The organism is Streptomyces sp. NPDC088766, assembly GCF_044750845.1.
GTDB lineage: Bacteria > Actinomycetota > Actinomycetes > Streptomycetales > Streptomycetaceae > Streptomyces.
In genome coordinates this window covers 47,333-72,147 of record NZ_JBIVKQ010000016.1, presented here as the reverse complement: position 1 = coordinate 72,147, position 24,815 = coordinate 47,333, and the positions used below count along the sequence as shown (strand labels likewise).

General features: G+C 73.5%; 23 protein-coding genes, 1 tRNA gene and 2 pseudogenes. 18 read left to right on the top strand and 8 right to left on the bottom strand.

Annotated features, from left to right (window positions below; translation table 11 throughout):
- Nucleotides 1-26: 26 nt before the first annotated feature.
- Nucleotides 27-644, bottom strand: a complete 618-nt coding sequence (locus ACIP5W_RS22475) for a 5-formyltetrahydrofolate cyclo-ligase (RefSeq protein WP_401476257.1) — start codon at nt 642-644, stop codon at nt 27-29.
- Between the two features lie 93 nt (nt 645-737).
- Here ACIP5W_RS22475 and galU point away from each other — a divergent pair, with 93 nt between their 5' ends.
- From galU to ACIP5W_RS22435, 8 genes and pseudogenes are all read left to right on the top strand, one after another.
- Nucleotides 738-1,649 carry a UTP--glucose-1-phosphate uridylyltransferase GalU gene (galU, locus tag ACIP5W_RS22470; RefSeq protein ID WP_398096248.1) on the top strand — a complete coding sequence of 304 codons (912 nt, stop codon included), beginning with the start codon at nt 738-740 and terminating at the stop codon, nt 1,647-1,649.
- Nucleotides 1,646-2,968, top strand: coding sequence for a gephyrin-like molybdotransferase Glp (glp, locus tag ACIP5W_RS22465; RefSeq protein ID WP_401476254.1), 1,323 nt, complete (start codon nt 1,646-1,648; stop codon nt 2,966-2,968). Before galU ends, glp begins: the two co-directional genes overlap by 4 nt.
- A 120-nt stretch (nt 2,969-3,088) precedes the next feature.
- Nucleotides 3,089-3,601 carry a cyclic pyranopterin monophosphate synthase MoaC gene (moaC, locus tag ACIP5W_RS22460; RefSeq protein WP_363086626.1) on the top strand — a complete coding sequence of 171 codons (513 nt, stop codon included), beginning with the start codon at nt 3,089-3,091 and terminating at the stop codon, nt 3,599-3,601.
- Nucleotides 3,598-4,113, top strand: a complete 516-nt coding sequence (locus ACIP5W_RS22455; protein WP_401476250.1) for a molybdenum cofactor biosynthesis protein B — start codon at nt 3,598-3,600, stop codon at nt 4,111-4,113. The genes moaC and ACIP5W_RS22455 overlap by 4 nt, the downstream gene beginning before the upstream one ends.
- Nucleotides 4,110-4,778, top strand: a complete 669-nt coding sequence (locus ACIP5W_RS22450) for a GNAT family N-acetyltransferase (RefSeq protein WP_401476536.1) — start codon at nt 4,110-4,112, stop codon at nt 4,776-4,778. Before ACIP5W_RS22455 ends, ACIP5W_RS22450 begins: the two co-directional genes overlap by 4 nt.
- A 171-nt stretch (nt 4,779-4,949) precedes the next feature.
- Nucleotides 4,950-6,299, top strand: a complete 1,350-nt coding sequence (gene glpR, locus ACIP5W_RS22445; protein ID WP_401476247.1) for a gephyrin-like molybdotransferase receptor GlpR — start codon at nt 4,950-4,952, stop codon at nt 6,297-6,299.
- Between the two features lie 114 nt (nt 6,300-6,413).
- Nucleotides 6,414-6,487, top strand: a tRNA-Ala gene (locus ACIP5W_RS22440).
- Between the two features lie 303 nt (nt 6,488-6,790).
- Nucleotides 6,791-7,161, top strand: a pseudogene (locus tag ACIP5W_RS22435) (DNA-binding response regulator); the annotation flags it as partial.
- Here the strand turns inward: ACIP5W_RS22435 and ACIP5W_RS22430 are convergent.
- Nucleotides 7,151-7,633 (bottom strand): GNAT family N-acetyltransferase, encoded by a 483-nt coding sequence (locus tag ACIP5W_RS22430; protein ID WP_401476533.1) that lies wholly within the window; start codon nt 7,631-7,633, stop codon nt 7,151-7,153. The pseudogene ACIP5W_RS22435 and the gene ACIP5W_RS22430 overlap by 11 nt on opposite strands.
- An 80-nt stretch (nt 7,634-7,713) precedes the next feature.
- Between ACIP5W_RS22430 and ACIP5W_RS22425 the strand changes: the two genes are divergently transcribed.
- A complete protein-coding gene (locus ACIP5W_RS22425; RefSeq protein ID WP_401476244.1) occupies nt 7,714-8,517 on the top strand; it encodes an exodeoxyribonuclease III in 804 nt (267 codons plus the stop codon).
- A 22-nt stretch (nt 8,518-8,539) separates the two neighbouring features.
- Here the strand turns inward: ACIP5W_RS22425 and ACIP5W_RS22420 are convergent, their stop codons facing one another.
- Nucleotides 8,540-9,181 (bottom strand): MerR family transcriptional regulator, encoded by a 642-nt coding sequence (locus ACIP5W_RS22420; protein WP_401476241.1) that lies wholly within the window; start codon nt 9,179-9,181, stop codon nt 8,540-8,542.
- A 162-nt stretch (nt 9,182-9,343) separates the two neighbouring features.
- Here ACIP5W_RS22420 and ACIP5W_RS22415 point away from each other — a divergent pair, with 162 nt between their 5' ends.
- From ACIP5W_RS22415 to ACIP5W_RS22400, 4 genes are all read left to right on the top strand, one after another.
- On the top strand, nt 9,344-10,897 hold the full coding sequence (locus ACIP5W_RS22415; RefSeq protein WP_401476238.1) for a flavin-containing monooxygenase: 1,554 nt from the start codon (nt 9,344-9,346) through the stop codon (nt 10,895-10,897).
- Nucleotides 10,894-11,805, top strand: a complete 912-nt coding sequence (locus tag ACIP5W_RS22410) for an alpha/beta fold hydrolase (RefSeq protein ID WP_401476236.1) — start codon at nt 10,894-10,896, stop codon at nt 11,803-11,805. Before ACIP5W_RS22415 ends, ACIP5W_RS22410 begins: the two co-directional genes overlap by 4 nt.
- Nucleotides 11,802-12,686 carry an SDR family oxidoreductase gene (locus ACIP5W_RS22405; RefSeq protein WP_401476233.1) on the top strand — a complete coding sequence of 295 codons (885 nt, stop codon included), beginning with the start codon at nt 11,802-11,804 and terminating at the stop codon, nt 12,684-12,686. The genes ACIP5W_RS22410 and ACIP5W_RS22405 overlap by 4 nt, the downstream gene beginning before the upstream one ends.
- Before the next feature lie 90 nt (nt 12,687-12,776).
- Nucleotides 12,777-12,977 carry a hypothetical protein gene (locus ACIP5W_RS22400; RefSeq protein WP_401476230.1) on the top strand — a complete coding sequence of 67 codons (201 nt, stop codon included), beginning with the start codon at nt 12,777-12,779 and terminating at the stop codon, nt 12,975-12,977.
- 280 nt (nt 12,978-13,257) lie between these two features.
- On the opposite strand, the gene ACIP5W_RS22395 is transcribed toward ACIP5W_RS22400, so the two are convergent.
- Nucleotides 13,258-16,620, bottom strand: a complete 3,363-nt coding sequence (locus tag ACIP5W_RS22395; RefSeq protein ID WP_401476227.1) for a S41 family peptidase — start codon at nt 16,618-16,620, stop codon at nt 13,258-13,260.
- Nucleotides 16,621-16,775: 155 nt separating this feature from the next.
- On the opposite strand from ACIP5W_RS22395, the gene ACIP5W_RS22390 reads away from it, so the two are divergent.
- From ACIP5W_RS22390 to ACIP5W_RS22375, 4 genes and pseudogenes are all read left to right on the top strand, one after another.
- The gene (locus tag ACIP5W_RS22390) at nt 16,776-17,378 is read left to right on the top strand and encodes a TetR/AcrR family transcriptional regulator (protein WP_401476224.1); all 603 of its coding nucleotides are present in this window, start codon (nt 16,776-16,778) and stop codon (nt 17,376-17,378) included.
- Nucleotides 17,379-17,502: 124 nt separating this feature from the next.
- Nucleotides 17,503-19,758, top strand: a complete 2,256-nt coding sequence (locus ACIP5W_RS22385) for an MMPL family transporter (RefSeq protein WP_401476221.1) — start codon at nt 17,503-17,505, stop codon at nt 19,756-19,758.
- A 315-nt stretch (nt 19,759-20,073) separates the two neighbouring features.
- On the top strand, nt 20,074-20,658 hold the full coding sequence (locus ACIP5W_RS22380; RefSeq protein ID WP_401476218.1) for a lamin tail domain-containing protein: 585 nt from the start codon (nt 20,074-20,076) through the stop codon (nt 20,656-20,658).
- A gap of 331 nt (nt 20,659-20,989) precedes the next feature.
- A pseudogene (locus ACIP5W_RS22375) lies at nt 20,990-21,178 on the top strand (YbaK/EbsC family protein); the annotation flags it as partial.
- 57 nt (nt 21,179-21,235) lie between these two features.
- Here the strand turns inward: ACIP5W_RS22375 and ACIP5W_RS22370 are convergent.
- On the bottom strand, nt 21,236-21,634 hold the full coding sequence (locus tag ACIP5W_RS22370) for a VOC family protein (protein ID WP_401476215.1): 399 nt from the start codon (nt 21,632-21,634) through the stop codon (nt 21,236-21,238).
- Between the two features lie 399 nt (nt 21,635-22,033).
- Here ACIP5W_RS22370 and ACIP5W_RS22365 point away from each other — a divergent pair, with 399 nt between their 5' ends.
- Entirely contained in the window at nt 22,034-22,309 is a 276-nt protein-coding gene (locus ACIP5W_RS22365; RefSeq protein ID WP_363086609.1) for a DUF1876 domain-containing protein, read from the top strand.
- Between the two features lie 75 nt (nt 22,310-22,384).
- Here ACIP5W_RS22365 and ACIP5W_RS22360 read toward each other — a convergent pair whose 3' ends face one another.
- The 3 genes from ACIP5W_RS22360 to ACIP5W_RS22350 all read right to left on the bottom strand — a co-directional run bounded on the left by ACIP5W_RS22360 (nt 22,385) and on the right by ACIP5W_RS22350 (nt 24,806).
- Entirely contained in the window at nt 22,385-23,551 is a 1,167-nt protein-coding gene (locus tag ACIP5W_RS22360; protein ID WP_401476212.1) for a serine hydrolase domain-containing protein, read from the bottom strand.
- A gap of 74 nt (nt 23,552-23,625) precedes the next feature.
- Nucleotides 23,626-24,099, bottom strand: coding sequence for an organic hydroperoxide resistance protein (locus ACIP5W_RS22355; protein WP_401476209.1), 474 nt, complete (start codon nt 24,097-24,099; stop codon nt 23,626-23,628).
- A 239-nt stretch (nt 24,100-24,338) separates the two neighbouring features.
- Nucleotides 24,339-24,806, bottom strand: a complete 468-nt coding sequence (locus ACIP5W_RS22350) for a MarR family winged helix-turn-helix transcriptional regulator (RefSeq protein WP_401476529.1) — start codon at nt 24,804-24,806, stop codon at nt 24,339-24,341.
- Nucleotides 24,807-24,815 lie beyond the last annotated feature (9 nt).

The following is a 24,815-nucleotide window of genomic DNA, read 5'->3' as shown; positions in this document are numbered from 1 at the left end:
CGTGGAGGGCCCTTCCCGTTCGCCCGTCAGCCGGTGAGGCGCCGCACGCCCGACGGCGTCACCACCGCGTCGACCGGCCGGTCGTGCGGCTCCTCCGGGAGGTGCCCGACGACCTCGCTGTCGTACAGCAGCACCACCAGGGAGGGATCCGCGCCCGCGCGTCCCAGCCGCGCCAGCACGCGGTCGTACGAGCCGCCGCCGCGGCCGAGGCGCATGCCGCGCGCGTCGACGGCGAGTCCCGGCAGCAGCACCACGTCGGCGTCCGTCACGGCGTCGGGTCCCAGCCGCTCGCCCACGGGCTCGAAGAGGGTCATCTTTCCGCCATGTCGGACGCGCGCGAGAGAGCCCTCGCCGGTGTAGGCGCCCCAGTCGAGGTCGTTGTCGGGCAGCAGCGCGGGGAGCAGGACCCGCACGCCCCGCGTGAGCAGCGCGTCCAGCAGCGCGAGCGTGCCCGGCTCGCTGCCCACGGAGACGTACGCCGCGACCGTCCGCGCGGCGGCCAACTCCGGGAGTTCCAGGGCGCGCGCGGCGAGCAGGGTGGCGGTTTCCCGCAGGTCGTCCGTCGTCAACCTGTTCCTCACCGTGATGAACTCTCGCCGCAACATACGTTTGTGAGACTCTGCTCCGCCTTCGGTGTGGCTCATGTGTGGCTCCCGCGCGATTCCCATACGCTCATATGATCATGAATTAACCGGAGCTACAGATACCTCACATAGCCACCGGATAAGGTTCCCGACATGACTCAGTCGCACCCCAGGATCAGCAAGGCTGTCATCCCCGCAGCCGGCCTCGGCACCCGGTTCCTGCCGGCGACCAAGGCCACTCCCAAGGAGATGCTGCCGGTCGTGGACAAGCCCGCGATCCAGTACGTGGTCGAGGAGGCCGTCTCCGCCGGTCTCGACGACGTCCTCATGATCACCGGGCGCAACAAGCGCCCGCTCGAGGACCACTTCGACCGCAACTACGAACTGGAGTCGGCACTTCAGAAGAAGGGCGACGCCGCCCGTCTGGCCAAGGTCCAGCAGTCCAGCGACCTGGCGACCATGCACTACGTGCGGCAGGGCGACCCCAGGGGACTCGGGCACGCGGTGCTCTGCGCGGCCCCGCACGTCGGGCAGGAGCCCTTCGCCGTCCTCCTGGGCGACGACCTGATCGACCCCCGCGACCCGCTGCTCCAGCAAATGATCGAGGTCCGCGAGCGGCACGGCGGCAGCGTCGTCGCCCTCATGGAGGTCGCTCCCGAACAGATCCACCTCTACGGCTGCGCGGCCGTGGAGGACACCACGGACGGCGACGTCGTCAAGGTGACCGGCCTGGTGGAGAAGCCGGAGCCGGCGGACGCCCCGTCGAACTACGCGATCATCGGACGCTACGTCCTCGACCCGGCCGTCTTCGACATACTGCGCCGCACCGAGCCCGGGCGCGGCGGCGAGATCCAGCTCACCGACGCCCTCCAGCAGCTCGCGCAGGACGAGAAGGCCGGCGGTCCGGTGCACGGCGTCGTCTTCAAGGGCCGCCGCTATGACACGGGCGACCGCGGCGACTATCTGCGTGCCATTGTCAGACTCGCGTGCGAACGTGAGGATCTGGGACCGGACTTCCGGTCCTGGCTTCGCCGTTACGTCACCGAGGAGATGCAACAGCCTTGAGCACCGCCGCGCCCCGCACCGCCGGACAGGACCGCCTGTGGTCGGTGGACGAGCACCTGGAGGACATCCTCGCCGCCGTCCGCCCCCTGGAACCCATCGAGCTGCAACTGCCCGATGCCCAGGGCTGCGTCCTGGTCGAGGACGTCATGGTGCCCCTCTCGCTGCCGCCCTTCGACAACAGCTCGATGGACGGGTACGCGGTACGGGTCGCGGACGTCGCCGGCGCGAGCGAGGAGTACCCGGCCGTCCTGGAGGTCGTCGGGGACGTCGCCGCCGGCCAGGCCGACCTCCTGCACGTCGGGCCGGGACAGGCCGCCCGGATCATGACCGGGGCCCCGCTGCCGCCCGGCGCCGAGGCCGTCGTCCCGGTGGAGTGGACCGACGGGGGCCTCGGCGAGGGTCCCGTCGACGGGATGCGCGCCCGCAGCCTCGCCCCCGAACAGGCCTCGGGGCAGGTCCGCGTGTACCGCTCCGCCGAGGCCCGCGCGCACGTGCGCGCCCGGGGCAGCGACGTGAAGGCCGGCGACCGCGCACTGGAGGCCGGCACCGTCCTCGGCCCGCCGCAGATCGCCCTGCTCGCCGCCGTCGGACGCGGCACGGCCCGGGTCCGCCCGCGCCCGCGCGTGGTCGTCCTGTCCACGGGCAGCGAACTCGTGCAGCCCGGCGAGGAACTGCGCGACGGCCAGATCTACGACTCCAACAGCTTCGCCCTCACCGCCGCCGCCCGCGACGCCGGCGCCATCGCCTACCGGGTGGGCGCGGTCGCCGACGACGCCGAGACCCTCCGGTCCACCATCGAGGACCAGCTGGTCCGCGCCGACCTGGTGGTCACCACCGGCGGCGTGAGCGTCGGGGCGTACGACGTCGTCAAGGAGGCCCTGTCGCACGTCGGGGACGAGGACGAGGCGGGCAGCGGCATCGACTTCCGCAAGCTCGCCATGCAGCCCGGCAAACCCCAGGGCTTCGGCTCCATCGGTCCCGACCACACCCCGCTGCTGGCCCTGCCCGGCAACCCGGTGTCGTCGTACGTCTCCTTCGAGCTGTTCGTGCGGCCCGTGATCCGCACCCTCATGGGACTCGCGGACGTCCACCGGCCCACCACCCGCGCGAAGCTCGCCGCGGACCGGGCGCTGTCCTCGCCGAAGGGGCGCAGGCAGTACCTGCGCGCGACCTGCGCCGGGGGCACCGTGCGCCCGGTGGGCGGTGCCGGCTCGCACCTGGTCGCGGCCCTCGCGCACGCCGACTCGCTCATCGTCGTCCCCGAGGACGTGGAGTCCGTCGAGCCGGGGACCGAGGTCGAGGTCGTCCTGCTCGGCTGAGCGCACCCCCACCCGCACCCGCGGGTGCGGGTCCGAGGGCCGGTCCTGGTCCGCTGCGGGCCCCCGCATGGGGGTACCGTGTCGCGCACAACACGCCCGGACCGGGAGCGCCACACCACCATGACTGTGCCTTCCCGGGGGAAGACCCCCGGACCCCCTGTGCAGGACCGACTGACGCACATCGACGAGGCGGGCGCCGCCCGCATGGTCGACGTGTCCGGCAAGGACGTGACGGCACGGACGGCGCGGGCCAGCGGGCGCGTCGTCGTCTCGCCCCGCGTGGTCGAGCTGCTGCGCGGCGAAGGGGTGCCCAAGGGGGACGCGCTGGCCACCGCCCGGATCGCGGGCATCATGGGCGCCAAGCGCACGCCCGACCTCATCCCCCTGTGCCACCCCCTGGCCGTCTCCGGTGTGAAACTGGACCTGTCGGTCGCGGACGACGCCGTCGAGATCACCGCCACGGTGCGGACCACGGACCGTACGGGTGTCGAGATGGAGGCCCTCACCGCGGTCTCCGTCGCCGCGCTCACCGTGATCGACATGGTGAAGGCGGTCGACAAGGGAGCGGTCATCACGGACGTGCGGGTCGAGGAGAAGACGGGCGGCAAGTCGGGCGACTGGAGCCGGCCGTGAGCGCCGCGCCGTACCGCGCGCTGGTCGTGACGGCCTCCAACCGCGCCTCGGCCGGTGTCTACGAGGACCGGGGCGGCCCGCTGATCGCCGACGGCCTCACGGGCTTCGGGTTCGCCGTCGACGGGCCGCGGGTCGTACCCGACGGAGACCCGGTGGAAGCCGCCCTGCGTGCGGCCGTGGCGGCCGGGTACGACGTGGTCGTCACCACCGGGGGCACCGGCATCTCGCCCACCGACCGCACCCCCGAGGCGACCCGCGCGGTGATCGACCACGAGGTGCCGGGCATCGCGGAGGCCATCAGGGCGTACGGCCGTCAGAAGGTGCCCACCGCGGCGCTGTCGCGGGGCCTGGCCGGCGTGGCGCAGCGCACGCTGATCATCAATCTGCCGGGTTCCACCGGCGGGGTCAGGGACGGGCTGGCCGTCCTGGAGCCCCTGCTGGTCCACGCCGTGGACCAGCTCCGCGGCGGTGACCACCCCGGACCCGGCGCCGGCCCTGGGGGTGCGAGCTGAACAGTCCGTCCTGGCCCGTCGAACTGACGGAGGGCGATATCGTCCTGCGGCCGATAAAGCTGCGCGACCAGCGGGCCTGGCGCGAGGTCAACCGGCGCAACCGGGACTGGCTGCGTCCCTGGGAGGCGACCATCCCGCCGCCCGCGCCGAGCGGGCCGGTCACGCACCGGCCGACCTACCGGCAGATGGTCCGCCATCTGCGGTCCGAGGCGAACGCGGGCCGGATGCTGCCGTTCGTCATCGAGTACCAGGGTCGGCTGGTCGGGCAGTTGACGGTCGCCGGGATCACCTGGGGGTCGATGTGCTCGGGGCACGTCGGCTACTGGGTGGACGAGTCGGTGGCCGGCCGGGGGGTGATGCCGACGGCCGTGGCGATGGCCGTGGACCACTGTTTCCGCAGCGTCGGGCTGCACCGCATCGAGGTCTGCATTCGGCCCGAGAACCGGCCCAGCCGCCGGGTCGTGGAGAAACTCGGATTCCGTGAGGAGGGGCTGCGGCCGCGTTATCTCCACATCGACGGGGCCTGGCGCGACCATCTCGTGTTCGCGCTCACGGCCGAGGAGGTGCCCGATGGCCTGCTGAGCCGCTGGCGGCGCAATCGTCCGCGAAGTGCGCCCCGTGACCCGCAGAACACCCGCAGCAATCCCGCGAACCCCGGAAATTGAATAAATGTTCGAAAATGGTCGTCCGGTGACCGTCCGAGGCATTGAATTCACCGCTCCGGTGGCCTGCTGATCGGATCGGTCACAAAAAAAGCTCGAAATATCAGCCAGATCGTGCGACACACCGGCTCAATTGGCGGATGGCCTCACGCGAATCCCTCTACCGTGTGAGGCGTGAGCAGCAGCGGCCTGATCTACGCAGTCATCGTCGGGGCCTGGGCCGCCTACTTGGTGCCGATGTGGCTCCGTAGGCAGGACGAGCTGAACGAGGCCCGTCCGACCGAACGCTTCAGCACCGCCATCCGGCTTCTGTCCGGACGGGCGGGCATGGAGCGCCGGTACGCCAAGGACCTGCGGGCGCGCTCCGCCGAGGAGGAGCCCGACGCCGACGCGCCGGACATCCCCACCGACTCGGTGGACGTCCGGGCCTTCGCCATGCCCCCGGACCGGCCCCAGGTCGCGGCGACGGTCCAGGAACGCGAGCAGGCCCGCCCGGAGCCGACCCGCGAGCAGGTCGCCGCCCAGGCGGCCCGCGAAGTCCGGGAAGCCCGCGAGCACTCCGCCAGGGCGGCCCGTGAGCAGGCGGCCGGACCCGTGCAGGAATCCGGCACCGCGCCGGCGCACCCGCGCGTGCCCGAGACGCGGCGCGCGCCCTCCGCGCCGGCGGCCCCCGCCGCCGAATCCGCGCAGGCGCAGGCGGCCGCGGCGCGCGCCCGGCGCTCGAAGGTCCTCGCGCGCCGCAGGCGCACCACCGTCGTCCTCTTCCTGGCCTTCACCCTCGGCGCGATCGTCGCCGCCGTCGGCGGACTCGCGTTCCTGTGGGCGCCCGGCGTGCCCGCCGTCCTGCTCAGCGGATACATCGCCTACCTGCGCTCCCAGGAGCGCCGTCGGTTCGCGTACCAGATGGACCGCAGGCAGGCCGAGGCCGCCGCCCAGCGGCTGCGGGAGCGGCAGCCGCGCCGGCGGGCGTCCACCTCGGCCGCGCACGGCTCCGCCTCCGTCGACCCCGGCCTCGACGCCGGCGCAGAGGAGCCGCACGAGGGCCCCGAGGCCGAGACCGAGACCGACCCGGGCCTGGTGGCGCTCGCCGCGGACCGCAGGGCGCTCGTCGAGCAGACCGACCACGCCGAGTGGGTCGACCAGCAGCGCGAACGCCAGCGGCGGCCGGGCCACGGCGACAGCTGGGACCCGGTGCCGGTGCCGCTGCCGACGTACGTGACCGCGCCGGTTGCGCCGCGGGCCACCTCCGACGTGGACCTCGGGGCGCCGGACACCTGGAGCTCGGCCCGGTCCAGTGCCGTCGCGCCCGAGCACGAGGCGGCCGACGAGACACCCGACCGGGACGCCGCGGACGGCGCGGACGGCGCGCAGGACGTGCCGGACGGGGACGCGGAACGGGCCGAGGACGGCGAGCGCAGCGACGCGCGCCGCGCCGCGTCGGCCCGGCGCTCGCGCGAGCGGGGCCGCACGCCGCTGTTCGACCAGTACGAGGACGGCGAGCGGCCGCGGGCCGCCAACGAGTGAGCGGTGACGCGGGTCCGGCCACGCGTGGGCGACGCCGTATCCGCGGTGGTCGGGGGCCCGGGGAGCGGATTTCCGAGCACCCCGGCGGGGATGCTAGAGTTTCACTCGTTGCAAGGGCCTGTGGCGCAGTCCGGTAGCGCACCTCGTTCGCATCGAGGGGGTCTGGGGTTCAAATCCCCACAGGTCCACGCATCATGAAGGCCCGTTCCTGATATCAGGAGCGGGCCTTCTGCCATGTGCCGGTGTGGCACGGGAGCTGACGCGGAGCACCTGCCGGTGAGGCCGGCGGGGGCTCCGCCGGGTGCGGGCGTCAGCCGTGCCGGGGCGGGCGGGTCGGCCGGCGGGTCGTCCCGCCGAGGAAAACGCGCCGGCATCGGCGCGCCCGCCTTCACCCGCGCCAAGCGCCAGTTGAAGGAAGAAGGCTTCGTCCACGAGCGCCGCGTCCGGGGTCCCGGCGGCCACTGGACCACCCAACAGCTCGTTTCCGACGTGCCGTTGAACTCCTCGACTCCGGCGACGGCACCGGAGTCGGCCACCTCCTCAAGGACCGCGTCGGTCAGGTCGAGCAGTTCGTCGACGCGCTCACGGACGCCGCCTCGGGCGGCACGGCCGTCGACCCCGAGGTGGTACGACAGTTGCTGCACCGCCGCCGCGCCCCGCCGGCCCGGCTCACCCCGCGCGGACGGGAGGTCCTGGCGCCGGTCGCGGAGGGCGGGGCCGACGGTGCGATCGCGAGGACGCCGGTCGTCTCCGAGGCGGCCGTCGGCAAGCACGTCGGCAGCATCCTCACCGAGCTGGACCTGCCGCCGGCGGACGCACCCACCGCAGGGTGCCGGCGGTCCCGGCCCACCTCAGGAGCTGAGCGGCTTGGCGTAGCAGCGGCTGGCCTCGTGGAAGCGGTAGTAGCCGAACTTGGCGCACGGCTCGTAGCCGCTGGAGGTGTACAGCGCGATGGCCTCCGGCTGCTGGGTGCCGGTCTCCAGCACCATGCGGAGCCGGCCGGCCGCGCGGGCGTCCTCCTCCAGTTCGGCGAGGATCCGGCGGGCCAGCCCGCGCCCCCGCGCCTGCCTGACCACGAACATCCGCTTCAGCTCGGCGTCCCCGTCCCGGTTCCCCTCGCCGTTCTCGTCCTGGCTGCGCCAGCCGCCCGTGGCGACCGGCCGGTCCAGCTCGTCGTAGGCGATGAGGTACACGCCGCGCGGCGGGTCGAAGTCGGCGGGCGCCAGCACCGTGGCGTCACCGCCGTCGCCGTAGCGTTCGTGGTACTCGGCCTGGACCTCGTCGTTGAGCTTGACGGCGTCCGGGTGGTCGAAGGCGACGCGGCGTATAATCATGCTGCTCAAGGTACATCCATGCATCGATAGTCGGCGGTAAGGGAAACGGACCTCGTCCAGTGTGCCGGTATCGTGCCGGGGTGCTGACCGTGACCTCCGTGAACGTGAATGGGCTGCGGGCCGCCGCGAAGAAGGGTTTCGTGGAGTGGCTCGCCGACACCTCCGCCGACGTGCTGTGCCTCCAGGAGGTGCGCGCCGAACCGCAGCAGCTGCCCGAGGCGGTCCGCGCCCCCGAGGGCTGGCACGTCACCCACGCGCCCGCCGCCGCCAAGGGCCGCGCGGGCGTCTCCCTCTGCACCCGCCGGGAGCCGGACGCCGTCCGCGTCGGCTTCGGCTCCACCGAGTTCGACACGGCCGGCCGCTACGTCGAGGCCGACCTGCCGGGTGTGACGGTCGCCTCCCTCTACCTCCCGTCCGGCGAGGTCGGCACCGACCGCCAGGACGAGAAGTTCCGCTTCCTCGGCGAGTTCCTGCCCTACCTCAAGGACCTGCGCGAACGCGCCGCCGCCGACGGCCGCGAGGTCCTGGTCTGCGGTGACTGGAACATCGCCCACCAGCAGGCCGACCTGAAGAACTGGCGCTCCAACACCAGGAAATCCGGCTTCCTCCCCGAGGAACGGGACTGGCTGACCCGGGTCCTCACCCCGGCGGACGGCGGCTACGTCGACGTGGTCCGCGCCCTGCACCCGGACGTGGCCGGCCCGTACACGTGGTGGTCGTACCGGGGGCGGGCCTTCGACGGCGACGCGGGATGGAGGATCGATCTTCAGGTGTCGACCCCCGGCCTCGCGGCCAAGGCCGTGAAGGGCCTGGTGGAGCGGGCGGCCACGCACGGCGAGCGGTGGTCGGACCACGCGCCGGTGACGGTGGTCTACGACCTCTGACGGCCGCCCCGGCGGTGCGGGCCTACGGCCGCCGCAGCCGCCGGTCCAGCGCCAGGGACAGTTCCGCCTCGACCACGCTGCGCGCCAGCGGGCGCAGGCGGGGCAGGGCCTGTTCGTCCGCGTGGCGGAGGATCAGGTCGGTGAAGAGTTCCGCGAGGGCTTCGGCGTGGTCGCGGACGCGGGCGCCCGCGGCGAGGACCTCGGCGAGGGGGATGCCCTCGCGGACCAGGGCGGCGGAGACGTCCAGCAGGCGGCGGCTGATGTGGACGATCTCGTCGCCGTCGGTGCCCAGATAGCCGAGGTCGAGGGCGGCGGCGAGGTTCTCCGTGGTGACCTGGCCCTCGAACCGGGCGGCGAGTTCCTCGGGGGTGAGGCGGACCGGTTCCTCCTCGGTGGGGCCGCCGACGCCGAGCAGGTCGGCGACGCCGCGGCCGTGGTCGAGGGCGTCGGCGAGTTCGGCGATGCCGGTCAGGGTGTGGCCGCGTTCCAGCAGGGCCGCGATGGTGCGCAGGCGGGCCAGATGGTGGTCGTCGTACCAGGCGATGCGGCCCTCGCGCCGGGGTGGCGCGAGCAGTTTGCGCTCGCGGTAGAAGCGCAGGGTGCGCACCGTGATGCCGGCCTCCCTGGCCAGCTCCTCCGTCCTGTACTCCCGCTTGTCCGTCACCCGGGAAGCCTATGTCGTACCGCCGGTAACTTGCTTCCTCCGCCCCCTACCCATCGGTACGGAGCTGCTCTACGCTCCGATTGTGCCAGTGTTCACTGGCAGGTTCGCATCGTCACGGGTGCGCAGAGTTGTCGCAGTGTCGCGAGGCAGGGAGGCATCGGGATGGCCGAGCACGAACATGTGCGGGTGGCGGTGATCGGGTCCGGGTTCGGCGGACTGGGGGCCGCGGTGCGGCTGCGCCGGGAGGGGATCACCGACTTCGTCGTCCTGGAACGGGCGAGCAGCGTCGGCGGCACCTGGCGGGACAACAGCTACCCGGGATGCGCCTGTGACGTGCCGTCCCACCTGTACTCCTTCTCCTTCGCGCCCAACCCCGACTGGCCGCGCACCTTCTCCGGGCAGGAACACATCCGTGCCTACCTGGAGCACGTCGCCGACGTCTTCCGGCTGCGCCCCCACATCCGCTTCGACGCCGAGGTCGAGCGGATGGCGTGGGACCCGGAGCGGCTGCGGTGGGACATCGAGACCGCCGCGGGGCGGCTCTCGGCCGACGTCGTCGTCTCCGCGACCGGGCCGCTGTCCGACCCGAGGATCCCCGAGATCCCGGGCCTGGACTCCTTCCCCGGCAAGGTCTTCCACTCCGCCCGCTGGGACCACGACTACGACCTCACCGGCAAGCGCGTCGCCATGGTCGGCACGGGTGCCTCGGCCATCCAGATCGTGCCCGCGATCCAGCCGAAGGTCGGCCGCCTCACCCTCTTCCAGCGCACCCCGCCGTGGGTGATGCCCCGCATGGACCGGGCGATCAGCGGCGCCGAGCGCTGGCTGCACAAGCAGTTGCCGTTCACCACGCAGGCCCGCCGCGGGCTCCTGTGGGGCATCCGTGAACTCCAGGTGCAGGCCTTCACCAAGCGCCCGGACGAACTCGGCTTCGTCGAGCGGCTGGCCAAGCGGAACATGGCCCGCGCGGTCGAGGACCCGGCCCTGCGTGCCAAGCTCACCCCGGACTACCGCATCGGCTGCAAGCGGATCCTGCTGTCCAGCGAGTACTACCCGGCGCTCACCCGCCCCAACGTGGACGTGGTGGCGAGCGGGCTGCGCGAGATCCGCGGGAACACCCTCGTCGCCGCCGACGGCAGCGAGGCCGAGGCCGACGCGATCGTCTTCGGCACCGGTTTCCGCGTCACGGACATGCCGATCGCCGAGCGGGTCGTCGGCGCCGACGGGCGGACCCTCGCGGAGAGCTGGAAGGGCGGCATGGAGGCCCTGCGCGGCGCCTCGGCGGCCGGGTTCCCCAACTGGATGACGATCATCGGCCCCAACACCGGCCTCGGGAACTCCTCCATGATCCTCATGATCGAGTCCCAGCTGAACTACATGGCGGACTACCTCCGCCAGCTCGACGTCCTGGGCGGCCGGGCCGCCCTCGACGCGCGCCCGAGCGCCGTGCACGCCTGGAACCGGCGGGTGCAGGACCGTATGACGCGCACGGTGTGGAACACCGGTGGCTGCACCAGCTGGTACCTCGATGCGAACGGCCGCAACACCACCATCTGGCCGGGCACCACGGGCGAGTTCCGCCGCGCGACCTGGCGGGTGGACCTCGCCGAGTACGAGATCCTGCGCGCCCCGGCCGCCCGGGAGACGGCCGCCACGACTGTCCCGGCCACCCCGGACGCGGCGGACCGCGGCGAGCGGCCGGGGGTGACCGCGTGACGGCCACCGTCGCCCTCGGCCCGTACGCCCCGCCCGCCCCGGCCCGTGTCCTGACCGCGCGGTCCGCCGACGGCACCGAGCTGCACGTCGAGGTGCACGGCCCGGACTCCGCCCCGGCGGTCGTCCTCGCGCACGGCTGGACCTGCTCGACCGCGTTCTGGGCGGCGCAGATCCGCGCCCTGTCCGCCGACCACCGGGTGATCGCCTACGACCAGCGCGGTCACGGCCGTTCCCCGGCGAGCCCGGTGTGCAGCGTGGACATGCTCGCCGACGATCTGGAGGCCGTGCTCGGCGCGACCCTCGCGCCGGGCGAGAAGGCCGTGGTCGCCGGGCACTCCATGGGCGGCATGACCATCATGGCCGCCTCCGCCCGGCCCGCGTTCCGCGAGCACGCGGCGGCCGTCCTGCTGTGCAGCACGGGCAGTTCGCGGCTGGTCGCGGAGTCCACCGTCCTACCGATGCGGCCGGGCCGGCTGCGGACCTGGCTGACCGGGCACGTCCTCGGCTCGCGGGCCCCCCTCGGCCCGGTCACGCCCCTCGCCCGCCGGATCCTCAAGTACGCCACGATGGGCGCCGGTTCGGCCCCGCACATGGTGGAGGCCTGCGCGCGGATCGTGCACGCCTGCCCGCGCCGGGTCCGGCATGCCTGGTCGAACGTCCTCGACCTGCTCGATCTCGACCACGCCGTAAGGGAGTTGCGGGTGCCGACGGCGGTGATCGTGGGGTCGGCGGACCGGATGACCCCGCCGGTGCACGCCCGCCGGCTCGCCGAGGCGCTGCCGGTCTGCGCCGGCCTGACGGTGCTGCCCGGACTCGGTCACATGACGCCGGTGGAGGCACCGGAGCCGGTCACCGGCACGATCCGGGACCTCGTCACCACCCACACAGCCACGAAGGAGGGCGCATGAGCAAGGTGAGTCTCGAAGGACAGGTCGCGGTCGTCACCGGCGCGGCACGGGGCGTCGGCGAGCTGCTCGCGCGCAAGCTCTCGGCGCGCGGGGCGAGCGTCGCGCTGGTCGGCCTGGAGCCCGACGCGCTCAAGGCGGTCGCGGAGCGGCTGCACGGCGACGCCGACCACTGGTACGCCGACGTCACCGACCACGTGGCGATGGCCCGCGTCGCCCAGGAGGTGAAGGCGCGCTTCGGCAAGGTGGACATCGTGGTCGCCAACGCGGGGGTGGCCGCCGGCGGCCCGTTCGCCGACTCCGACCCGGAGGCCTGGCGCCGGGTCGTCGAGGTCAACCTCATCGGCTCGGCGGTCACCGCCCGCGCCTTCCTGCCGGTGCTGACGGAGAGCCGCGGCTACCTCCTGCAGATCGCCTCCCTCGCGGCGATCACCCCGGCCCCGATGATGACGGCGTACTGCGCCTCCAAGTCGGGTGTGGAGGCGTACGCGCACTGCCTGCGCGCCGAGGTCGGCCACAAGGGCGTGCGGGTGGGCGTCGGTTACCTGTCCTGGACCGACACCGACATGGTGCGCGGCGCCGATCAGGAGGACGTGATGCGGGAGTTGCGGCAGCGGCTGCCCTGGCCGTCGAACAAGACGTACCCGCTCGGACCGGCCGTGGACCGGATCGTCGCCGGGATCGAGCGGCGTTCCCCGCACGTGTACGGACAGTGGTGGCTGCGCGGGATGCAGGGGATCCGCGGATATCTGCCGGGGATCGTCGGGACGGTCGGGCAGCGGGAGATGAGACGGTTCGAACCCCGGCTGCGGGGCATGCGGACGGGCCTGGTCGGAGCGGGGGGCGCGGCCGACGAACAAGCCCGCGCTACGCAGCGTAGTTGATCGAAATGCGCGGAATGTCCTGCCGTGTGAATCTGGTCGAGGCCCGACCAAGGGCCGATCCCCCTCACCCTCATCCGGGAGTGAACCCACATGGGTATGAAGGACAAGTTCCAGGACCAGGCCGAGCAGTGGCAGGACAAGGCCAAGCAGAAGATGGACGAGACGAAGGAACGGGCCACGGAGCGCGGCCGCCAGCGTGGTGAGCGCGAGCGCGAGCAGGACCCGCAGCGCACGGTCCGGGACGAGGAGGACCGCTACGACGCGGACTTCGACCCCGAGGCCATGCGGTAACGCCGGCCGCCGGGCTTGAGCGTAAAGGGGTGCCCTCCGTCAAGGGGGGCACCCCGCGTTCGTGGAGATGCGGTGCGTCGTCGGGGCGGCCGGGTGGGTGGCCGGTCGCGCGGTTCCCCGCGCCCCTAGGGGAGTTGCGGTCGCCGTCGGCACAAGAGGGTGCGGCAACCATGCGGACACGTGGCAGGGCATCCCGCCCGGGGGCGCGGGACTGCGCCGATGTGCGGCTCCGCCGCGTGGGCGCGCCCGGCCCCGGGCGCCCGCACCCGGATCGCGGCCCTCAAAGCCCCCGGCGGGGCAGCCGCGGACGGGACCGGTCGGGCGCGTCGGCGAGACTCGGCGGGGACGCCGGCGGCTCCGTCTCCAGCAGGGCCAGCGCCAGCGACACCGCGTCGTCGAGCTGCGCGTACCGCCCCTCCGCCCAGTCCAGCGGGGTCCGCAGCGCCTCCAGGTCGGGGGCCACGCCGTGGTTCTCCACGGACCACCCGTAGGCGTCGAACCACGCCGCGTTCATCGGCACGGTGATGACCGACCCGTCGCCGAGCCGGTGCCGCCCGGTCATGCCGACGACCCCGCCCCACGTCCGCTGCCCGACCACCGGCCCGAGTCCCAGCAGCTTGAACGCGGCCGTGATCATGTCGCCGTCGGAGGAGGTCGCCTCGTCGGCGAGGGCGACCACGGGGCCGCGGGGCGCGTTGGAGGCGTACGACACGGGCTGGGCGTCGCGGGTGAGGTCCCAGCCGAGGATGGTGCGGGTCAGCTTCTCCACCACGAGTTCGCTGATGTGCCCGCCCGCGTTGCCGCGGACGTCCACGATCAGCGCGGGCCGGGACACCTCCATCCGCAGGTCGCGGTTGAACTGGGCCCAGCCGGAGCCGCCCATGTCGGGGATGTGCAGATAGCCGCACCGCCCGCCGCTCAACTCCCTGACGACCTCGCGCCGTTTGGCGACCCAGTCCTGGTAGCGCAGCGGCCGTTCGTCGACGAGGGGGACGACGGCGACCCGCCGGGTCCGCCCCCTCTCGCCCTCGGCGGGGGTGAACGTCAGCTCCACCGTCGTACCGCCCGCTCCCGCCAGCAGCGGGAAGGGGCCGGCGACCGGGTCCACCGGCCGCCCGTCGACATGGGTGAGCACCGCGCCCTCGCGGATGCCGGTCCCGGCCAGCGGTGAGCGCGCCCTGGAGTCGGAGGAGTCACCGGGCAGGATCCGCTTGACCGTCCAACGGCCTTCCCGGCAGACGAGGTTGGCGCCGAGGAGCCCCTGCCGGCGCTGGTAGTGCGCGGGGCCCTCGTTGCGGCGGGCGGCGGTGACGTAGGCGTGGGAGGTGCCCAGTTCGCCGAGGACCTCCCGGAGCAGGTCGGCGAACTCGTCGGGGGAGGCGACCCGTTCGACCAGTGGCCGGTACTGGTCCAGGATCGCGTCCCAGTCGATGCCGCACATCCCCGGGTCCCAGAAGTAGGCGCGGATGAGCCGGCCCGCCTCCGCGTAGGCCTGCCGCCACTCGGCGCCCGGGTCGACCTCGTGGAGGATGCGGCGCAGGTCGATCCAGACCGTGGAGTCGAGGTCGCCGGACTCGGTGGCGGGCACCGCGCGCAGCTCGCCCTCGTCGACGACCACCAGCCGGCTGCCGTCGCCGCTGACCGCGAACCAGTCGAGGTGCCCGACGAGTTCGGACCTCTTCGCCTTGCCCAGGTGGAAGTGCTCCAGGGTCGGCCGGCCGCTGGTGTCGTCGGGGTTGGCGAAGGTCTCGCCGAGCGCCCCGGAGATCGGCCAGCGCAGCCAGACCAGACCGCCGCCCGCGACCGGGAACAGGGCCGAGTACTTGGAGGCGGGCACCGGGAACGGTGTCACCCGGCTCGCCAGCCCCTCGACCTCGACGCTCACCGTGCCGTCGCCGCCCTCGTCCTCGACCGGGTCGAGCCCGCCGGCGGCCGGCCGTCCCTCGGGGGTGAGGGCGAAGGGGGACGGGGTCGCGGAGTTCAGCGGCACCAGGTAGGGGCGGCAGCCGAGCGGGAAGGACAGGTCGCCGGTGTGGACGTCGTACACCGGGTCGAAGCCGCGCCAGGAGAGGAAGGCGAGATAGCGGCCGTCGCGGGTGAAGACCGGGTTCTCGTCCTCGAAGCGCCCGTTCGTCACGTCGACGATCAGTGCGTCGCCCCTGCCGGGTCCGGAGATCCGGGCCATCTTGATCTGCCGCAGCGACCGCCCGATCCCCGGATGCGACCAGGTCAGCCAGGCCCCGTCGGGAGAGAACGCGAGATCGCGCACGGGCCCGTTGACCGACCGGACCAGCTCGACGACCTCGCCGCCGGAGCCGCCGGAGCCGCCGGAGCCGCCCGAGCCGTCTGTCCCCCCGCTCTCCCCGGTCTCCCCTCCTTCCGAAGGCTCCCCCGTCCCCGTCCCCGTCCCCGTCCCGCCCGCGTCCGCCGTCTCGTCGGACACCGTCACCAGCAGCAGGCGGCCGTCGTGCGAGGCGATCGCCAGTCGTTCGCCCGCCGGGTCGGAGACCATCTCCAGCACCCGGCCGAGGCCGCCGGAGGCCGGTCGCCGCGGCGCGCGGTCGCCGCTCGCGCGCGGCAGGTAGGCGATCTCGACGGCGTCCTCGCCCTCCGCGTCCGTCACGTAGGCGACCTGCCCGCCCGAGCCGAGCATCTCGGGGAGCCGGATCCGTGCCCCGGGCGGGTCGGTGATGGTCCGCGCGGGCCCGTCGCGGTGGGTGAGCCAGTACAGGCTGCCGCGCACGACGACCGCGCTCGCCCGCCCGGTCTCGTCGACCGAGATCCCGTCCACGTGCTGCGCGGCCGGGATCGGGTAGCGCCGCCGTCCGGTCCGCGGCCCGCCGAGCCGTACGTCGATCCGGCGCGGCTCGGAGTCCGGGGACAGGTCGTCGACGATCCAGAGGTCCCCGGCGCACTGGTAGACCACGCGGGTGCCGTCGCTGGCGGCGTTGCGGGCGTAGAAGGCGTCGTGGTCGGTGTGCCGGCGCAGGTCGGAGCCGTCGTGGGCGCAGGAGTAGAGGTTGCCGACGCCCTCGTGGTCGGAGAGGAAGGCGACCCGGCCGCCGACGAGCATGGGGGTGGCGAGGTGGCCCTCCAGGCCGGCGAGCAGCCGTTGTCCGTGCAGCCAGAGCCGGCCCGTGGCGCCGCCCCGGTACCGCTTCCAGGAGGCCGGCTCGTGCGGCGGGGTGCCGGTGAGGAGCAGCGTGCGGCGTTCGCCGCCGAGGTCGGCGCTCTGGAGGTCGGTGACCGGGCCCCAGGGGAGTTTGTGGCCCGGGGAGCCGTCGGGGGAGATCTTGTAGGCCCAGGTGAAGTGGGAGAAGGGTTCGCCGTGGGAGGCGACGGCGAGGATGTCGCCGTCCGGCGTCCAGCCGCAGACGCGGGTGTCGGGGCTGCCCCAGTACGTCAGCCGCCGTCCGGGACCGCCGTCCACGGGGACCAGGTGGATCTCGGGCACGAGGCTGCGCCAGCTCGTGTAGGCGACCTGGCCGCCGTCCGGCGAGAAGCGGGGGTGGCCGGCCTTGGTGCGGTCGGCGGTGAGCCGCCAGGCGCGGCCGGGTCCGTCGAGCGGGGCCAGCCAGAGGTCGTCCTCGGCCACGAAGCACAACTGGTCACCGCTGAGGTGCGGCAGGCGCAAGTAGGTCACGTTCCCATGCTTTTCCGGCGCCGGGGGCCGGGCAACTCATGGGTTCCTGACCGACGTGAGCCAGGACACGTACGAAACCGTTTCGTTTCGCAGAGGGGCAGGGTATCTTCTTGGTGTACGGGACGAGTCCGTACCGGAGCCGGAAGGTGAGTGGCATGACTGAGGTCGCGACGGCGCGTCGCAGTCGCATCACGCCCGAGCGCGAGGCCGAGCTGTACGCGGCCGTGCTCGACCTGCTCCGAGAGGTCGGCTACGACGCCCTCACCATGGACGCCGTCGCCGCCCGCACCCGGTCCAGCAAGGCCACGCTCTACCGCCAGTGGGGCGGCAAGGCCGATCTGGTCGTGAAGGCCATCAAGCACACCAAGCCGGATCACGGCGAGGGGATCGACACCGGCTCGCTCCGGGGCGATCTGCACGCGCTGATCCGGCTCGAGGACGACTGCACCATCGAGCAGAACTCCGCGCTCATGCGGGGCGTCGCCATGGCGATGCACAACAGCGCCGACCTGCGCAGGGCGTTCCGGGCCCAGCTCGTCGAGCCCGAGATGGCGGGTTTCCACCAGGTGATCCGGCGGGCCGTCGACCGGGGCGAGGTCCGTGCGGACTGCCCCGCGCTGGAGTTCCTCCTGCACATGATGATCGGCGGCTTCGCCACCCGGGCCCTGCTCGACGACCAGCCGCCCACCCAGGCCTTCCTCACCTCGTACATCGACGCCGTGGTCCTCCCCGCCCTCGGCATCCCCGCCACCTCCTGACCGTCCCCGCGGTCCACCCCTCCTGACGCCACCGCTCACGTCGTCGGGCCGGTCACCCCTGCCTCCCCGCCGGGGCGACCACCCCTGCCCCTCCACCCCACGACCTGACCGGGAGTACGCCTCCATGGCCACGTTCCTCTACCGTCTGGGCCGGCTCGCCTTCCGGCGACGGCACCTCGTCGCCCTGATATGGGTCGCCCTGCTGACGCTCGCGGGCGTCGGCGCGGCCTCCGCGCCCGCACCGGGCACCACCTCCTTCTCCATCCCGGGGACCGAAGCGCAGAAGGCCTTCGACCTGCTGGAACAGCGGTTCCCCGGTGCCAGCGCCGACGGCGGGACCGGCCGCATCGTCTTCAAGGCGCCCGAGGGCCAGAAGATGACGGACGCCGGCAACAGGGCGACCGTCGCGAAGACCGTCGAGGAACTGGGCGCCGGCTCCGAGGTCGTCTCGGTCACCGACCCGTTCACCACGAACGCCGTCAGCAAGGACGGCACGGTCGCCTACACGTCGGTCAAGTACGACGTCCCCGGCATGGAACTGGCCGACACCACCAGGGACGCCCTGCAGGCGGCCGGGGACGACGCACGGGCCGCCGGACTGACCGTCGACATCGGCGGCGACGCCCTCCAGGCCGGGGCCGAGCCCGGAGCGGCCGGTGAGATCGTCGGCATCGCCATCGCCGCGGTCGTCCTCGTCGTCACCCTGGGTTCGCTGGTCGCGGCCGGACTCCCGCTGCTGACCGCGATCATCGGCGTCGGCATCGGCGTCTCCACCATCACCGCCCTCGCCGAGGCGCTCGACCTCGGCGACACCACCTCCACCCTCGCGCTGATGATCGGCCTCGCGGTCGGCATCGACTACGCGCTGTTCATCGTCTCCCGCTACCGCGGCGAACTCGCCGACGGCCGGGACCGGGAGGAAGCGGCCGGCCGCGCCACCGGCACCGCCGGGTCGGCCGTGGTCTTCGCCGGTCTCACCGTCGTGATCGCCCTGGCGGGCCTCGCGGTCGTCAACGTCCCGATGCTCACCAAGATGGGCCTCGCCGCCGCGGGCACGGTCGTCGTCGCCGTCCTCATCGCCCTCACCATGATCCCGGCGCTGCTCGGCTACGCGGGCCGCAGGATCCGCCCGGTGGGCGAGAAGCGCGAGCGGCGCGGCACCGGCCCGGCCGCACGGACCGGGAAGGCGGCGGCGTCCCGGCCGGCGACCCCGGCCAGGCCCGGCCTCGGCACCCGCTGGGCGAGCTTCGTCGTCCGCCGCCCGGCCGCCGTCCTGCTGCTGGGCGTGGTCGGCCTCGGGGCGGTCGCCGTCCCGGCCACCCAGCTCGAGCTGGGCCTTCCCGACGACGGCTCGCAGCCCACGTCCACCACGCAGCGCCGGGCCTACGACCTGCTGTCGGAGGGCTTCGGACCCGGCTTCAACGGCCCCCTGATGATCGTCGTGGACGCCCGGGAGAGCGACGACCCGCGGGGCGCTGTCAGCACCGTCACCGACGGGATCAAGGGCCTCGAGGACGTCGTGACGGTCACCCCGGCCGCCTTCAACAAGGCCGGCGACACCGCGACCATCACCGTGATCCCGGACTCCAAGCCGTCCTCGGCCCGGACCGAGGACCTGGTGCACGCCATCCGTGCCGAGGGCGCCGGCGTCAAGGCCGACAACGGCGCGGAGGTCCTGGTCACCGGCACCACCGCGATGAACATCGACTTCTCGCAGAAGCTCAACGACGCGCTGATCCCCTACCTGGCACTGGTGGTGGGCCTCGCCTTCCTCCTCCTCATCGTGGTCTTCCGCTCCGTCCTGGTCCCGCTGAAGGCGGCCCTCGGCTTCCTGCTCAGCGTGCTCGCCGCGCTCGGCGCCGTCGTCGCGGTGTTCCAGTGGGGCTGGCTCGGCGGCCTGCTCGGCGTCGAGGAGACCGGCCCGGTCATGTCGATGATGCCGATCTTCATGGTCGGCGTGGTCTTCGGTCTCGCCATGGACTACGAGGTGTTCCTGGTGACCCGCATGCGGGAGGCCCACGTCCACGGCGAGACGCCGGCCCAGGCCGTCGTCACCGGATTCCGGCACAGCTCACGGGTCGTGGCCGCCGCCGCGATCATCATGATGGCCGTCTTCGGCGGCTTCATCACCGCCGGCGAGCAGATGATCAAGATGATCGGCTTCGGACTGGCGATCGCCGTCTTCTTCGACGCGTTCGTGGTCCGCATGGCGATCGTCCCGGCCGTCCTGGCCCTGCTCGGCGAGAAGGCCTGGTGGCTGCCGAGGTGGCTGGACCGGGCCCTGCCCGACGTGGACGTCGAGGGCGAGGGACTCAAGGCCCTCGACTCCCGCGACGCGGACCCGGACCCCGGCAAGGACCGGGAACTGGTCCGCGCATGACGCCGCGCTGAGCGGGCGCGGCGGAGAAGGCCGGTGAGGGCCCCGTGGGGACGGGGCGCCCTCACCGGCCCTTTGTCCGCCCCGCCCGTTGTGACCCACTTTCGGGTGACGCCCGGTCACCGGGAGGGCCCGCAGGGCAGACCTGGCAACGGTCCCGTGCCTTCACCGCATAGATGGACATAGAAGGCTACTGTCACCGGAATATGGATGATTCGTAACGTGAGGCGTCAATCGGCTGCTTGCGGGACGTGTGGTGGTCAAGTGTGGGTTCTGCGGCCGATACGGTCGCAACTCGCACGAAAAATAGGAGACCTTGTGTCTGCTTCCGTTGTTTCCGCCCGTCGTCTCGCCGCCGCCGGCCTCGCGGCCGCCGCCGTGGTCGGTGCCGTGGCCCTGCCGGCGTCCGCCGCCGACCACTCGCGCGCCGATCGGCCGAAGGTGGAGATCAGCGACGTCCAGTACGACGCGCCGGGCGGCCGTGACGACCGCTCCAACCGCTCCCTGAACAGGGAATGGGTCGAGCTCACCAACACCACCCGCCACGCGGTCAACCTGGACGGGTGGAGGCTGTCGAACCGGGACGGCCGCGTCTACACCTTCGACGACTACCGCCTGGCCCCCCGCGCCACCGTCAGGATCCACACCGGTGAGGGCCGCGACACCCGCACCGACCTGTTCCAGGACCGCCGCCGCGAGATGTGGGACAACCGCGCCGACACGGCCACCCTGCGCAACGACCGCAACCGCTTCGTCGACGCCGAGTCCTGGGGCGGCCGCTACGACCGCGACGACCGTCGCCACGGCGGTGACCGCTACGACCGCGGGGACCGTCACCACGGCGGTGACCGCTACGACCGCCACCACGGTGGCGACCGCCACGACCGCGGCGACCGTCACTGACGCACCCTCACCGGCGGCGCGGCCCCCCCCCCCCAACCGGGGGGGGGGGCCGCCCCCCCCCCGGGGCGCGCCCCCCCCCCGGGGCGGCCGCCCCCCCCCCCGGGCGGGGGCCCCGGGCGCCGGCCGCCGGCGGGCGCGCCGTGCCCCCCCCCCCCCCGCCCCGCCGCCCCCCCCCCCCGCCCCGGCGCCCCCCCCCCCCCCCCCCCCGCCCTGACGTGCGCGGCCCCCTCGCGAGGACGGCCCGCCACGACGGGCGGCGTATGCGACGGGCGGCGTACGCGGCGGTCGATCCGTTCGCCCGCCCGTTCCCCGCACCGCTACCGTGCGGTCCATGACGACGACAGCCGCCACTGACGCCGACGAGCCCGGAAACTCCACGGCCGCCGGGACCGCCGGGACCTCCGGAGCCCACCCCCGTTTCGCCGAGGCCCTGGACGCCCTCGGACTGGGCGACCTGCACCCGCGCATCCGCCGCTTCCCCGACGCGACCCGGACCGCCGCCGAGGCCGCTCTCCTCGTGGTGGGCATCGGCCTGATGCTGCACACGGGGTGAGGGCGGCGGCGGGCGAAGCCGGCCCTACGGCCGTGCGTACGGCCGCGTCATGATCTCCAGGTTGTGGCCGTCCGGGTCGGCGAAGTACGCGCCCCGGCCGCCGAACAGGCGGTTGGTGCGGCCGGGTTCGGTGTGCCGGGGATCGGCGTAGTACGTGACGCCGACGGCGTCCAGGCGGGCGATCATCGTGTCGAACTGCTCCTCCGCCACGAGGAACGCGTAGTGCTGGGACTGGATCGGCTCGTCGCGCTTCTCGTAGAAGTCGAGGGTGACGCCGTTGCCGAGGTCGACCGGCAGGAACGGGCCGAAGGGCGCGCCGACCGGCAGGCCCAGGATCGCGGCGAGGAAGCCGGCCGAGAGCTGCCGGTCATGGGCGTGCACGGCGAGGTGGTTCAGCTGGGGGAGCGGGGTCCGGGCGGGCATGGTGAGGGAAGGTCTCCGGTCTCGGTGTCCAGGGTGGTGCCCTCGCGGGGGAGGGCGGGAAGGAAGGACGCGGAGACAGGACGGCGGGCCCCTGGCCCGCCTCGCGCTCACGCCGGGGCCGGGCGCCTCACTCGTGCACGGCCCATGGCCGACCCGGCAGTCACCCGAGGGACGGTAGTGGCCGTACCGGTCGGCCGCAATGACGTTTCCGGCCGGGCCGGATCACCGGTGTCCCCGCGACGCGAACCGACGCGGGACGCGGAGGTGCGCGAGGCGCTCGCCGAGGACTTCGGCACCGGCGTACCGGACGACTGCCCGAGCCTGCTGCCGGGACCCGAGTGGATGCGCCCCGGCGCGTCGAGGCGCACCCTGGAAGCAGGTGTTCCGGAGGTGATCGTCATGATGCACACCACAGTCGGATGGCACGTCGAGTTGGAGTTCGAGGAGGACGATCAGCACACGCGCGCGGTCGCGCTGGTCAGGTTGCCCGACGGGTCGGAGGTCCGGGCCCACGGGCACGCCAGCCGCCACCGGGTCGACCCCAACCAGCCGCGGGTGGGCGAGGAGATCGCCGGCGCCCGTGCGCTGAACGAGATCGCCATGCAGTTGCTGACGAAGGCCCACATGGAGATCGACGACGCGTCGGGAAGGACCTCGCACCCGATCCACGTGTGAGCGGATGCAGCGGACCCGGCGGACGCGGCTGACCCGGCGGACGCAGCGGACTCGGCGGACGAGGGGGGACGGCCGTCAGCCGCCGGTCGTCGCCGTCCGTACGGCCCGTACGAGTGCCTGCGCCCGCGGATCCGCCGTCACGCTCGACCGGAAGCCGTTGGTGACGTAACCGAAGGCGATGCCCGACTCCGGGTCGGCGAAGCCCAGAGGGCCGCCGCGGCCGGGGTGGCCGAAGGAGGCGGGGGACAGCAACGGCGACGCGGCGCCGTGCAGCATGTAGCCCAGGCCGAAGCGGGTGTGCACGACGAGCACCCGGTCCGCCCCGGCCGACCGCTCACCGCGTGCCGCGGCCGCCGTCTCCGGGGCGAGGAGGCGGCGGCCGCCGTCGGCCCCGCCGATCAGCGACGCGTAGAAGCGGGCCAGGCCGTCCGCCGTGGCGATGCCGTTGGAGGCGGGCAGGGCCGCCGCCCGGTAGGCGGGGTCGTTCTCGTCGGCCTGAGGGGTGATGGCGGCGAAGGCGCGGCGGGTGAGCGAGTCGGGGTCGGCGTAGGCGTCGGCGACCGCGCGCTTGGGGCGCGTGCGCAGCGCACCCGCCTGCGCGGGCGCCTCGGTCCGCCCCACGCGTCCCACGCGCGCCCGCTCGTGCTCCGGCAGGCCGAGCCACAGCTCGGCCCCGGCCGGTGCGGCGATCTCCTCGGCGACCCAGGCGCCGATCGTCCGCCCGGTGACCCGTCGCACCAGCTCGCCGGTCAGCCAGCTGTAGGTCTGCGCGTGGTAGCCGTGGTCCGTCCCCGGCTCCCACGCCGGTGCCTGCGCGGCGACCGCCGCGGCGCCGAGATCGGGGTCGGCGGCCTCGGCCGGCGTCAGCGGCCGGTCCAGCACGGGCACCCCGGCGCGGTGCGCGAGCACGTCCCGCACGAGGGTCCGGTCCTTGCCGGCCGCCTTGTACTCCGGCCAGTACGCCCCCACCGGAGCGTCCAGGTCCAGCTCCCCGCGCTGCCACAGCATCAGCAGGGCGGCGGCGGCGACACCCTTCGTCGCGGAGCGCACGATCTGCGCGGTGCCCCGCTCCCAGGGCGCCCCGCCGTCGACGTCCCGGCTGCCGCCCCACAGGTCGACGACCTTGTGCCCGTCCCGGTAGACGGCGACGGCCGCGCCCCGCTCCCCGAGCGTGTCGAAGTTGCGGGCGAACGCCTCCCCGACCGGCTCGAAGCCGGCGGTCACCGTGCCGTGCACATCCACGTCCGTACGTCCTCTCGGCTCACCTGCGACCGAGGGGACAACGCCCTCGCCGGGCCCGCGATTCCGGTCTCCGGTCAGCCCAGCAGAATCGTTACGTCGATGTTGCCGCGGGTCGCGTTCGAGTACGGGCACACCTGGTGCGCCGCGTCCACCAGCTGCGCTGCGAGGCCCGCGTCGAGCACGGGCAGCGAGACGCTGAGGGCGACCGCGAGGCCGTAGCCGAGGGTCCGGTTGGGGCCGATGCCGACCTTCGCGGCGACGGTGGAGCCGGTGAGGTCGTATCCCGCCCGGTTGCCGACCAGGATCAGCGCGTTGTGGAAGCAGGAGCTGTAGCCGGCCGCGAAGAGCTGCTCGGGGTTGGTGCCGTCGCCGTCGCCGCCCAGTTCCGGCGGCATGGCCACCTTCAGGTCGATCCGGCCGTCCTGGCTGGTCACATAGCCGTCCCGGCCGCCGTGGGCGGTCGCCTCGGCGACATACATGATCTTCGTCGGACGGGTGTCGATCGCGTCGACGGTGCTGACGGTGTCGACGGCGGCGCCTTCGGTCACTGCGGGACCTCCCCGGAACTGTGCCCAATTACATCGTGCACAAGGTACCTGTCGGTGGAGAACGGCTCGGCCGAGGGGGCGGTAACCGCAGGTAAGAGCGTCGCCCCGAGGTCCCGGCGGCCTCGCGCCGAGGACTCGAAGGACTCGGAGGTCCCGGAGGTCCCGCGGAGGGCCCGGGGGTCTCGCTCCGAGGCTTCAACAGCCCCGCTCCGAGGCTTCAGCGGCCCCGCTCCGAGGCCTCAGCGGCCCCGCTCGGCCGCCCCCTGCGCCTTCTCCGCGAGCCCCCACAGCTCCTCGCGCAACCGCACGGCCTCCGCCGCGCCGAGCCCGGTCGACGCGAGCAGCGCGCCGGGCACCCGTTCCGCGCGCTCCCTCAGTTGCTCCCCGCGCCCGGTGCAGGCGACGAGCACCGAGCGCTCGTCGCGCGCCGAGCGTTCCCGGTGCACGAGCCCGGCCGTCTCCAGCCGCTTCAGCAGCGGCGACACCGTGCCGTAGTCGAGCCGCAGGGCCGCCGCCAGGTCCTTGACCGTGGTCTCGCCGCGTTCCCACAGCACCAACAGCACCAGGTACTGCGGGTAGGTGAGGCCGAGGTCGTCGAGGAGCGGCCGGTAGGCGGCCGTCACCGCCCGCTGGGCCGCGTAGAGCGCGAAGCACAGCTGCTCGTCCAGCGACAGCGGGCCGTCGCCCGCCCGCTCCTGGTGGGTCACGCGCGCGTT